The following is an 11,950-nucleotide window of genomic DNA, read 5'->3' as shown; positions in this document are numbered from 1 at the left end:
TGTTTGAAATGCCACTTATAAAATGGTTAGAGAATACGTCGTTCACAAAAGCAGGACTTATGCTTTTTGGAGCTGTTTTAACGGGGTTAAGTTTCATCATATTAAACTTAACTTCCTGGACAGGCGTGCTGGTTATAGGAATGCTATTAATGACCTTTGGGGAAATGATTGCCTTCCCGTTCTCTAATGCTTTTGCCATGGACAGAGCTAAAAAGGGGAACCAGGGTGAGTATATGGCTTTGTATTCCATTGCATTCTCCATAGCCCATATCTTTGGGCATAACATGGGGCTGCAAATGACTGATAAATTAGGTTTTGATAATACATGGTTTGTCATTACCGGATTAGCTGCGCTTTGTGTATTTTTACTATTCTTTTTAAGACACTACCTGAATGTTAAAAAGAAACAGGAGCAGAAACAACTGGAAGCTGACATGGAAGAAGAAATGTTATGGATTTAAACCAAATTACCATACCATCTTTAGATGTTGCAAAAGCAACCGAATTTTACAAAATCCTGGGATTGCGTCTCATTGTAGATGCGCTCCCGGGATATGTAAGATTTGAATGTCCTGACGGAAACAGTACCTTCTCAATTCATGAAGTAGATGCATTACCAAAAGGGGAAGGCATTACCATTTATTTTGAGGATGACCATTTAGATGGACTTGTCAAAAGCCTTCAGCAAAAGGGTATTGAATTCACACAATTACCTGAAAACAAAACCTGGTTATGGCGTGAAGCGCATTTAAATGATCCGGATGGAAATCGCCTCATTTTATTTCATGCCGGAAAAAACAGGAAAAATCCACCCTGGAGGATTGACAAATCTTAAACCAAATCCATAACATTTACATTTATGATTAAAAAATGGGAGAAATTACCGGTATTTAAAAAAGCTATGGCCATACAAAAGTTGGTAGACCATATTATAGAAGCCGTGGAAAAAACAGAAATAGATTTTGAAAAAGATATTCAAGCAGAAATGATCAATCATAATCTGGATTATCTCAAGGAAAATTCGTTGATTATACCGGCTAAAATTGCGGGAGCAGCAGATGAGGATATGTTGTACGACATTAGAATGGAAAACGCTGCCATCATTAGAAAAGCCGCCAGGGAATTGATCACGGACGCCCGCGGTATTCAAATGCATGGGTTTAAAGATGTGGAGTACCTGGATTTATTACGAACGGAAATAGATGAATTCCGAGTTCTTTTTGCTGAATGGGTAAAAACATTTGATTGTTGGAACTATGTTATTGACAGGTGGGGATTATTTAATCCGCCGGGAGTTAATTACGATGATATTGATCCGGATGATGATATTCCGTTTAATCCCGATTTAGATGATCTTTAATTATTTAAGTGGTTTTAACTCATTCTGTTTTACCACATCGGACAGGACAATTTGCGTTTTACTTTCACCATAAATTATTAACTGATCAATAAAGGCTTCCAGGTGTCTTTGATTTTTCAGAACCACCTCCATAACGATATTTTCATCACCGGTGATTCTGTAACAATTCACTACCTCATCAAACGTTTTAACCTTTTCTAAAAAAGGCTTTAGTTTTCCCATAAATGCCCTTAATGTGATAATGGCCTTAAGCTGATACCCTATTTCAAACGGTGATACAGCTGTTTTATAACCTTCAATAACACCTAAATCTTCCATCTTTTTGATGCGTTCGGAAACAGCCGGCGAACTTATTCCAACCTGGCGTCCGATTTCAGCATTAGATAGCCTGGCATTTTGTTGTAAACACCTTAAAATCTTCCAATTAAGCTGATCAATCTTCATTTAAAGAAAATTAAATCTAAAAACATATAATTTAAAGCAAAAATACAAATTTACTTTAAATATTAAAGTTGAATGTGATTTCTTGTGAGTAATTTTGATAAAATTGTAGTGAAAAAGCGAATGATGTTACATAATACCCCACCAAACCTATCGGATTTACCGATTTATAGAAAAGCCTTAGAGATTTTTGCGCTTTCGCAAAGCATTTCGTCCTACTTGCAAGATGACCTGGCACCACTTAAAGAAGATGGTACTGAAGACTCTAATATTTATTTTTCAGGTGATATTATTCAGCAATCGGTGTCTTTGGCCCCCGAAATTGCAAACGCAGAATTAGAACGTTATTCTGAGAGAAAACACAAGCACATTGCTTCTTTGAAACAACTCACCAATTTGCTTTATAAAAACTCCTATAGGTTGGAACGTTCCAACAGTAACGGCAAAGACTTCCTCCCTATTCTGAGAAACGAATTAAGAAAGTTTAAAAAGTTGCAACGCAGTTGGATGTTGACCCTATAAGCCCAGGGTTTTGGTATCATTCTACTTTATTTTATTCCTGCTTCTTTTTACCGGGATCGGTATATACTCTTTTAGAAAGAAAAAAAATAATTCCGCAGATTATTTACTGGCCAGTTCCAGTGTTTCACCTTTTTTTTCCGGAATTTCCGCGGCTGCTTCCACTTTCAGCGGTTTTATGTTCACCGGTTTTGTGGGTTACATTTTTGTAAATGGACTATCGGCTATCTGGTTTATCTTCTTCATGTTTTTGGGAGAATTTTTATCTACTAATTTCAATAAGTACATAAAGCTTTATACAAAAAAGACAAAAGCATTAACTTATATAGAGCTCATTACAAACCTTGCCGGAGGGTATGATTTTTTAAGAAAACTTTTTGCCGTAATCGTAGTTATCTTTTTAGGTACCTATGCGTCCTCTCAAATATTGTCCAGTACAAAAGCACTCCATGAGATATTAAACTGGAATACCTATCTAAGTGTTGTAGTAGCTACCGTGATTATATTAGCTTATTCACTGTCAGGAGGTATTCGCGCATCTATCTGGACCGATGTGGCACAGGCCATAATTATGCTTATAGCCATTTCTGTTTTGGGCTACTTTTCAATACAAAACATTGGAGGCTTTTCGAGTTTATACAATGAATTAAAAATTGTTGATCCGGATCTGGTGGCTATATATCCTAAGAATTTAAAATTCGGAATTTTTGCTTTTGCCTTAGGTTGGTTTTTTCATGGCATGGGCTTATTGGGGCAACCTCATGTTATGAATAGATACATGGCCCTTAAAGACGCCCGAAACAATTCTAAAAAAGCCTCCTGGTATTTTATTATATTTTCAATACTTTTTACCACATTACTTGTTATAGTATCATTAGCTATACGCGTACATTATTCAAATGCGTCATTCGATCAGGAACTGGCATTACTTCGTTTCTCAAAAGATATGTTTTCAGATTTTTTTCTGGGTTTAATATTGGCAGGGTTGTTTTCTTCTACTATTTCTACAGCCGACTCCCAGGTTTTAGTTTGTTCATCTACCCTGATAAGGGATTTATTCTCAAAATTTGTATCTGATAAGCATGCACTGTTTTGGAATAAGGCAGCTACTTTTGCCATAGCCATCTTTATTGCCTTAATAGCCTTATACGGTTCTAAAAGTGTATTTACTGTTGTAGTGACTTCATGGAGCGTACTAGCCGTTGCCTTTACGCCTTTTCTTCTATTAGGCCTACTGAAACAAAAAACAGCTAAAACCACAGCACTCATAATGGTGCTTTGTGGTGTAACTACAACCATACTATGGCAACAAAACGGATTGGATAAACATGGTATCGCCAGTTTTTTTCCCGGTCTGATAGCCAGTTTAACAACCTATCTTGTCTTTAATGTTTTAGGCTTTAATAAGACACCTGTTTAATGACCTTGTCTCTATATAAACAAGATAGTTTACATGAAAGGCCCATATAATTAAGAATGATGTTGAAGATAAAAACCGAAAAAAAACACACCAAAAATGATGTGCTTTTTGTGAGAGACCTCAATTTATAAGTCAGCGCTTTTGTTTAGTATATAATACCTGGTCGGGCTTAATATTCTATAAATTGATTATACGAATTTAAATGTATTGGCAAACAATTATTTGAAAAAAAGCACCTACAAATTGACATATGTCAATTATTACTAAAACTAATTTAGTTCAATACCATTCTGGATAATGTTTCCGGGCGTATGTTGAGTAAGGATGCTAAATATTTCTTAGGTAAGCGTTTTATCACTTCATCACTGTATATTTCTAAAAAATAATCATATCTATCTTTGGCAATAGGAATTCTACTTAAAAAAACCCTGTATTCTGCAAAAAGATAATAGCGTTCCATGATGGTTCTGTATAGTGTAGTCATTTCAGGATAATTCTTTAAAGCATACTCTAAATCATCAACTCCTAAACTTTCAGTGACCGTATCTTCCAGGCAACTTACATTTTCTAAAGAAGGACTTTTATTGACATAACCCGAAATTGAAGTTACCAAATCACTATCAACACCAACCCAGGTAGTTACTTCATTATCTTTATAATCAAAATAACCTCTTACCAGTCCCTTTCTTACCAAATGTATTCTATCACAGATATCTCCACTTTTTACAATGAAATCACCTTTTTTATATTTTGTGGCTTTCATCTTTTGAGACAAAAAATTATTCAGGGACTTAGACAAAGGTGTAATGGAGTTTAAAACCGTGATGCTATAAATATTGTTGTATTTAACTAAGTCCATTGAAAAAAATCACAAAGGGTAAATATATTTTAATTTTTATTTTGAACAAAATAAAATATGCCTGAGAAAAGAATAAATTATGAACTCTACATATTCCTCCTGTATTGCCCGCCAACTTCAAAGAGTGTTTTGGTAATTTGTCCAAGCGAACTTACTTTACAAACTTCCATAAGTACTTCAAAAATATTCTCATTATTTACGGCCACATTTTGAAGCGCTTTCAATAGACTATCCGTATCGTTATTTTTATGCAGATCTTTAAGTGTTTGTATCTGCAATTGTTTTTCTTCCTCAGTGGCGCGAATAACTTCAGCAGGTAAAATAGTTGGAGAGCCCTTACTACTTAAAAAGGTATTTACACCAATGATAGGGAATGCACCGCTGTGTTTTAAAGTTTCATAATATAAACTCTCTTCTTGTATCTTACTACGCTGATACATGGTTTCCATAGCTCCTAAAACCCCACCGCGCTCTGTTAGTCTGTCAAACTCTAACAATACGGCTTCTTCAACCAAATCGGTTAATTCCTCAATAATAAACGCCCCCTGCGTAGGGTTTTCATTTTTTGCCAAGCCTAATTCTTTGTTGATAATGAGTTGAATGGCCATGGCCCTGCGCACCGATTCCTCCGTTGGCGTGGTAATTGCCTCGTCATAAGCATTGGTATGAAGTGAGTTACAATTATCATAAATGGCATAAAGTGCCTGAAGGGTCGTGCGAATATCATTAAAATCAATTTCCTGAGCATGCAGGCTCCTTCCCGATGTTTGAATATGGTACTTTAATTTTTGAGCACGTTCATCGGCTCCGTACTTATACTTCATAGCTTTAGACCAAATCTTTCTTGCTACTCTGCCAATAACGGCATACTCAGGATCTATTCCGTTGGAAAAGAAAAAGGACAGATTAGGACCAAACTTATTAATGTCCATACCTCTGCTCAGATAATATTCTACGTAAGTAAACCCATTTGACAAAGTAAGCGCCAATTGTGTGATGGGATTAGCTCCTGCTTCAGCAATGTGATACCCGGAAATAGACACCGAATAAAAATTACGCACATTATTTTGAATAAAATATTCCTGCACATCCCCCATCAATCTAAGGGCAAACTCAGTTGAAAATATGCAGGTGTTTTGTGCCTGGTCTTCTTTTAAAATATCGGCCTGCACCGTACCTCGAACCTGAGATACGGTTCTTGATCTAATAGCATTATATACAGGTTCAGGCAACACCTGGTCTCCTGTAACTCCTAACAACATAAGGCCTAAACCGTCATTTCCTTCAGGTAATTCTCCATGATATTTTGGACGTTCTTTGCCTTTATAAATTAAACTGATCTTATCTTCAACTTCCGATTCCAGACCATTTTCTTTTATGTAAATTTCACATTGCTGATCTATAGCTGCATTCATAAAAAAGCCTAACAACATGGGGGCAGGCCCATTGATGGTCATGCTCACCGAAGTTTTTTCATCAGCTAAATTGAAACCGGAGTACAACTTTTTAGCATCATCCAAACAACAAATACTTACCCCGGCATTCCCAATTTTCCCGTAAATATCAGGCCTGCTATCAGGGTCATGTCCATATAACGTAACACTATCAAAAGCTGTAGACAACCGTTTGGCCGGCATGCCTTGACTTAAGTAGTGAAACCTTCTGTTAGTACGTTCCGGGCCACCTTCACCGGCAAACATCCTTGCCGGATCTTCACCTTCTCTCTTAAACGGAAACAAGCCAGAAGTATATGGAAATTCTCCGGGTACATTCTCCTGCAGTACCCAACGCAAAATACCTCCCCAGGCTTCATATTTTGGTAAAGCTACTTTAGGAATTTGAATGTGGGACAACGATTCCGTATGTGTTTCAATTTTTATTTCTTTGCCCCGTACTTTAAAGCTATAAACAGCCTCTCTATATCGATTTACTTTTTGTTCCCAACCAATAATTGTTTCCCAATTCCGGAACTCTAAGTTTAACCATTCTCTGTCAAACTCCTTTATCAATAAATTTATAAATTCCTTTTTGTCATTCTGAGCCTGATTCAGGATCTCATCCGCTTTAAGGCCTTTATCACTAAGGAGCACTTGCCTAACTTCTTTCTCAACTACAGATTCAATGGTTTTATATATTCCGAAAAGTTTTTGGGCAATTTCAACTTGCTCATCCACACTTTTATCATAACTGCGATTATTATCGGCTATTTCAGAAAGGTATCTGTTTCTGGACGGTGGAATTATAAAAACCTTTTCACTCATCTCCTGCGAAACCTCAAATGTAGATTTTAAATCCGCTCCTGTTTTTTCAACCAAAACATCCATAACCGCTTTATAAAGCGTATTCATTCCCGGGTCATTAAACTGAGAAGCAATGGTTCCGAAAACGGGCAAATCTTCTTGCGGGACATCCCACAGATGATTGTTTCGCATATATTGCTTTTTCACATCACGTAAAGCGTCTAATGCGCCACGCTTATCAAACTTATTGATTGCAACCACATCGGCAAAGTCCAGCATATCGATCTTCTCTAATTGCGTGGCAGCACCAAATTCAGGGGTCATTACATAGGTGGAAACATCACAGTGTTCAATAATTTCAGAACCTGATTGCCCTATGCCCGACGTTTCCAAAATAATCAAATCGAAGCCAGATGCTTTTAAAATGTCTATGGCCTCATCTATATGTTTTGACAGTGATAAATTAGATTGTCGTGTAGCAAGACTTCGCATATAAACTCTTGAATTGTTGATAGCGTTCATTCTGATACGATCGCCCAAAAGTGCTCCGCCTGTTTTTCGTTTTGACGGATCAACGGAAATAATTCCTACAGTCTTTCCACTGAAGTCTGCTAAAAACCGTCTCACCATTTCATCAACCAATGATGATTTTCCTGCACCTCCCGTTCCCGTAATTCCTAAAACCGGTGTGTTTGAATTTTCAACCTTATCACGAATTAATTTCAATATATTTTTATAAACCTCCGGAAAATTTTCTGCCGATGAAATCAGTCTTGCAATTGAACCGTGGTTCTGAGATGTTATCAAATCAATGTCATCTTTTAGTAAATCCCCTATTGGAAAATCAGATTGCTCAACTAAATCATTAATCATGCCTTGCAGCCCCATTTCCCTTCCGTCATCAGGAGAATAAATTCTGGAAATACCATAATTCATTAATGCCTTTATTTCTTCAGGCAAGATCACACCTCCCCCGCCTCCAAAAATTTTAATATGATCTGCACCTTTTTCCTGAAGCAAATCATACATATATTTAAAATATTCGTTATGGCCACCCTGGTAGGAGGTTAAACAAATGGCATTTACATCCTCCTGAATAGCAGTATTAACCACTTCATCAACACTTCTGTCATGCCCTAAATGAATGACTTCCACACCTGTTGCCTGTATAATTCTGCGCATGATATTTATGGATGCATCATGACCGTCAAACAACGATGCTGCGGTTACAATTCTTATATTATGTTTCGGTTTATATGGCTTTGTTTGTTTCATTAATAAAAAAACAACGATTTTACACACGCAATTTACGAAATATTCAAAAAAAATTAAGAATTATCGAATATTTTCAAAAATTAAAAATATGATTAGCATAACTACTTTTTTAAGCTAATTTTACCAACTGAAAATACGTAAAAGCTATATGAATAAGATTACTATTTTAATTAATTGTAACGATCAACCCAGTATCATTGCATCGGTTACCAATTTTATTGCTCAGCAAAATGGCAATATTGTTTATATAGACCAACATGTTGATAGAGAGCAAAATATCTTTTTTATGCGTTTGGAAAGCGAATTCGCTTCTAAAAGCTTTTCTACCAATGCGTTTAAAGAGGCTTTTGAAGCTGTGCTGGCTGATAAATTCGATATGAAATGGCGTATTTATTCCTCTGAGGTAAAACCAAAAATGGCGCTGTTCATCTCTAAATACGATCACTGCTTATATGATCTTTTAGGGCGTTATAATTCCGGAGAGCTCAATTTAGACATTCCCTTTATCATTAGTAATCATAACGATTTAAAATCTATTGCCGATAGTTTTAATATTCCGTTTTATCATATTCCGGTAACTAAAGACCGTAAAAATGAAGCTGAAGATCAGCAGCTAAAGCTATTAGAAGAATACGGCATTGATTTTATTGTTTTAGCGCGTTACATGCAAATTGTATCTCCTAAACTTATTAATAAGTATACCAACAAGATCATCAATATACATCATTCATTCTTACCGGCTTTTGTTGGGGCAAAACCCTATCATTCAGCTTATAAGCGCGGTGTAAAAATTATTGGAGCAACCAGTCATTACGTTACTGAAGAATTGGATGCCGGCCCTATTATAGAACAGGATGTCACTCGTGTGACACACGCGCATTCTATTCCGGATCTTATTGCCAAAGGTCGTGATCTTGAAAAAATAGTATTGGCAAACGCCGTGAAACTTCATGCCGAAAGAAAAGTGATGGTTTACAATAACAAGACTGTTATTTTCTCATAACCAGAGTTTCCTCTAGAATTCAACATTTTTAAGCTATCTGTGACTTTATCTTTTTATTTGTGTCTTATGTAATAGAGAAACTAAAAACGTTTGAAAAAATGACGAGGGATTCTTTAGTTTAAAATTGAAGAAAAGGCACCTGTCTCTCCAGGTGTCTTTTTATTTTTAATATATCTCTTCCGTAAAAAACTAAATAATGTTTCTAAAAAATCATGTACTTTTAAAACAAAAAATTATGGCCCGTAAACTATTAACCTTACTACTTATTTTCAATCTTACGGCTTGTGCCGAATTACAACAAGTCATTAATGAGTTACCGCAGGGCGGTGGTATTAGCAATGCCGAAATTGCTTCAGGATTAAGGCAAGCTTTAAATTTTGGAATTGACAAACAAGTAACCAAACTCACTCAAAAAGACGGATTTTTTAAAAATGAATTGGTAAAAATTCTTTTACCTGAAGAATTACAGAAAGTTGATAAAACCTTACGGGATATAGGCTTAAGCAAATTAGCCGACGAAGGTTTAAAGGTTCTTAACAGAGCGGCCGAAGACGCCGTTAAAGAAGCCACACCTATTTTTGTTGATGCTGTAAAAGGCATTACGTTTGCCGAAGCCAAAAATATTCTACTTGGAAATGATAATGCTGCCACCCGGTATTTAAGCAGCAAAACGGAATCGGCATTGTATGCCAAGTTCAACCCGGTAATTAAAAATTCGTTTTCTAAAGTTGGTGCAGACACTATTTGGAATAACTTAATTACCAAGTACAATAATTTACCACTTACCAAAGATGTCAACCCCGATCTAACCGATTATGTTACCAAAGAAGCTCTTGAAGGTGTTTATACCATGATTGCTGTTGAAGAAAAAGACATTAGAACCAAACTATCTTCCAGAACAACTGATCTTTTGAAAAAAGTTTTTGCTTTACAGGATTGATCTTTATAGTATACCTAAAGCTGAATGATTTTTCATTCGGCTTTTTTGTATAAACCATCAAAAGCAACGGCTATATCTTTCCCATCCGTAATAACTTCCCAATATTGGCGTACGGTGCCATCCTCATTTTTCGTCCAGGTAACCCGATGCTTCACCACTTGTCCTTTTTCATTGGTTTCTTCATCAGTACTTAAAATCATTTGATTCCCTTCCCTATTTCCTTTTAAGTGTAAAACACCGCCTTGATTGTCCACCCAAATCTGTTCCCACCGTTTCTTTTTTGCATTATAAAAACTATTACTGGTTCCCGTATACTTTCCTTTAGCACTTTTCCAATGCTCCTGAATGATACAATTGTCCTGAATTTGTGTAATATTATTGTAACCCGCTACTGTTTCATTTTTATTGAATACTTCCCATGTACCAACCCAAAAATCAAACGCATCATGATTTTCCGTGCAACATTTGCAGTCACTGTTTTGAGCATTTCCTAAAGCGGCTAAAGCGAAAATCAACGTAAAAATTAAAGGTCTCATAGTTTCCGGTTTTAAGTAGTTTTCTTAAATGTATCAAAAAACAACAGGAATACCCTTGGCATTAACAAAACATTAAAAGTCCATTTTTTAAATTCAGATAAAAAATGTATATTTAAATAGTTGTTATTAGCAGGTCAATGAGCCGATCAGATTTCATAATGAGTCGTAAAAATGCCCTCAACAAACGTTACAAAGAACTTGTTGAGCAGGCCTACAATTTTAGACAAACGGATTCTGCGTTAAGTGATATTTCTGAATTCAAAGCTATTAAACTTCTCGACAAAATTAACAGGTTAAATTACCTGTCCAGGGACATGGTGCAAACAGCGTCCTAAACTTTAGTAATTCTTTAACTTTTTTCTTACATCCAAATTACGTTATTTTTCGTATTTTATAGTATAAAAGAAACGTTATGAACAACCAATTTTGTAAAGTGGGTAAAATCAAGCCCAACTTAAGTAAAGTTTTGAGCTTTAAGGAAATAGAAAGAAGAATCAACAACTTTGTAGATGATATCAGTAAGGTTGAATATTCTAAAGACTGGAACGAAGCGCTTTAAAATATTGAAACGCTTTTGTTAACCTGGAACCAAACCAGGAAAACATTTCACCGTCTGCTAAAATAATTTTAGCATTTGGGTAGAAATCTTTCAACTCTTTTTTATGCTTCTCTTTAAAAGGAAACGGTTCACTTGATAACAACACCAGTTCCGCTTCATTATTTACTTCAAGTGAAATTTCCGGATAACGACTCCTGTCATTGTAAAAATTATCAAACTTGTTCAGTTGAAGTAAGTGATTGATAAATGTATGATTTGCCGCTACCATAGCGGGGTTTTTCCAAATAAAATAGACCGCTTTTAACTCAGGCTTATTAGCTACAAAAGCCTTAAAACTTTCGCTTTCATTTTTTATTTCTTCACAAATTGCCAGGGCCTTCTGTACTGCATTAAAAATAACCCCATACTGCGTTATAAGCTCTAAGCTATCCGATAGCGTATAAATATCTGAAACATGAACAGGACAAATAGTTTCACATAGTTCAACAATTTCTTTAGTGTTTTCTTCTTTGTTACACAGAATAATATCCGGTTCTAATGCCCTTACTCTATCAATATGAATTTGTTTTGTGCCTCCTGCAATAGTGGATTTAGATTTGATATGCCCCGGGTGCACACAAAATTTGGTCAAGCCAACAATTGAAGATTCCAAACCCAGATCGCAAAGCAACTCGGTTTGACTGGGAACTAGAGAAACAATACGCTTAGGTATGCCTTTTAAATAAATGTTTCGGTTAAGTTGATCTTTAAAAGAAATTGTCATTGCGAAGAAAATTAATGATTTTTCGGGCAATCCGT

At 35.8% G+C, this 11,950-nt stretch carries 14 protein-coding genes; 9 read left to right on the top strand and 5 right to left on the bottom strand.

The genetic code is table 11. The annotated features are described in order from the left end of the window. The 3 genes from Q0983_RS18930 to Q0983_RS18920 form a co-directional block, all read left to right on the top strand. Window positions 1-461: MFS transporter (locus Q0983_RS18930; RefSeq protein WP_299556564.1), on the top strand; the 461-nt coding region annotated here is incomplete at its 5' end. Next, complete coding sequence (locus Q0983_RS18925) at window positions 452-835, top strand: VOC family protein (protein WP_299556562.1); 384 nt, start codon at window positions 452-454, stop codon at window positions 833-835. The genes Q0983_RS18930 and Q0983_RS18925, both read left to right, overlap by 10 nt. A 24-nt stretch (window positions 836-859) precedes the next feature. Continuing rightward, window positions 860-1,360 carry a hypothetical protein gene (locus tag Q0983_RS18920; protein WP_299556560.1) on the top strand — a complete coding sequence of 167 codons (501 nt, stop codon included), beginning with the start codon at window positions 860-862 and terminating at the stop codon, window positions 1,358-1,360. Here Q0983_RS18920 and Q0983_RS18915 read toward each other — a convergent pair whose 3' ends face one another. Then, window positions 1,361-1,804, bottom strand: a complete 444-nt coding sequence (locus Q0983_RS18915) for an Lrp/AsnC family transcriptional regulator (RefSeq protein ID WP_299556558.1) — start codon at window positions 1,802-1,804, stop codon at window positions 1,361-1,363. Window positions 1,805-1,888: 84 nt separating this feature from the next. On the opposite strand from Q0983_RS18915, the gene Q0983_RS18910 reads away from it, so the two are divergent. Together Q0983_RS18910 and Q0983_RS18905 are read left to right on the top strand one after the other, a co-directional pair. Continuing rightward, entirely contained in the window at window positions 1,889-2,323 is a 435-nt protein-coding gene (locus Q0983_RS18910; protein ID WP_366141027.1) for a hypothetical protein, read from the top strand. 10 nt (window positions 2,324-2,333) lie between these two features. After that, complete coding sequence (locus Q0983_RS18905) at window positions 2,334-3,740, top strand: sodium/proline symporter (protein WP_299556556.1); 1,407 nt, start codon at window positions 2,334-2,336, stop codon at window positions 3,738-3,740. A gap of 274 nt (window positions 3,741-4,014) precedes the next feature. On the opposite strand, the gene Q0983_RS18900 is transcribed toward Q0983_RS18905, so the two are convergent. Both Q0983_RS18900 and Q0983_RS18895 read right to left on the bottom strand, forming a co-directional pair. After that, a complete protein-coding gene (locus Q0983_RS18900) occupies window positions 4,015-4,503 on the bottom strand; it encodes a Crp/Fnr family transcriptional regulator (protein WP_299556554.1) in 489 nt (162 codons plus the stop codon). A 182-nt stretch (window positions 4,504-4,685) separates the two neighbouring features. Continuing rightward, the gene (locus tag Q0983_RS18895) at window positions 4,686-8,114 is read right to left on the bottom strand and encodes a methylmalonyl-CoA mutase family protein (RefSeq protein WP_299556552.1); all 3,429 of its coding nucleotides are present in this window, start codon (window positions 8,112-8,114) and stop codon (window positions 4,686-4,688) included. A gap of 148 nt (window positions 8,115-8,262) precedes the next feature. Between Q0983_RS18895 and purU the strand changes: the two genes are divergently transcribed. Both purU and Q0983_RS18885 read left to right on the top strand, forming a co-directional pair. After that, entirely contained in the window at window positions 8,263-9,117 is an 855-nt protein-coding gene (gene purU / locus Q0983_RS18890) for a formyltetrahydrofolate deformylase (protein WP_299556550.1), read from the top strand. A 235-nt stretch (window positions 9,118-9,352) separates the two neighbouring features. Next, window positions 9,353-10,057: a DUF4197 domain-containing protein gene (locus tag Q0983_RS18885; RefSeq protein WP_299556548.1), complete on the top strand. Its 705-nt coding sequence runs from the start codon at window positions 9,353-9,355 to the stop codon at window positions 10,055-10,057. A 32-nt stretch (window positions 10,058-10,089) separates the two neighbouring features. Here Q0983_RS18885 and Q0983_RS18880 read toward each other — a convergent pair whose 3' ends face one another. Beyond that, window positions 10,090-10,593, bottom strand: a complete 504-nt coding sequence (locus tag Q0983_RS18880) for a hypothetical protein (RefSeq protein WP_299556546.1) — start codon at window positions 10,591-10,593, stop codon at window positions 10,090-10,092. Window positions 10,594-10,751: 158 nt separating this feature from the next. On the opposite strand from Q0983_RS18880, the gene Q0983_RS18875 reads away from it, so the two are divergent. Next, window positions 10,752-10,928, top strand: coding sequence for a Lacal_2735 family protein (locus Q0983_RS18875; protein ID WP_299556544.1), 177 nt, complete (start codon window positions 10,752-10,754; stop codon window positions 10,926-10,928). A 77-nt stretch (window positions 10,929-11,005) separates the two neighbouring features. After that, window positions 11,006-11,152 (top strand): hypothetical protein, encoded by a 147-nt coding sequence (locus Q0983_RS18870; RefSeq protein WP_299556542.1) that lies wholly within the window; start codon window positions 11,006-11,008, stop codon window positions 11,150-11,152. Here Q0983_RS18870 and Q0983_RS18865 read toward each other — a convergent pair. After that, window positions 11,127-11,915, bottom strand: a complete 789-nt coding sequence (locus Q0983_RS18865) for a helical backbone metal receptor (protein ID WP_366141026.1) — start codon at window positions 11,913-11,915, stop codon at window positions 11,127-11,129. The genes Q0983_RS18870 and Q0983_RS18865 overlap by 26 nt on opposite strands. Window positions 11,916-11,950: the final 35 nt, after the last annotated feature.

Origin of the sequence: Seonamhaeicola sp., from assembly GCF_028281565.1 — a bacterium.
Taxonomy (GTDB): domain Bacteria; phylum Bacteroidota; class Bacteroidia; order Flavobacteriales; family Flavobacteriaceae; genus Seonamhaeicola.
Note: the sequence above shows the minus strand (reverse complement) of the source record. Positions and strands in the feature narration are given on the sequence as shown.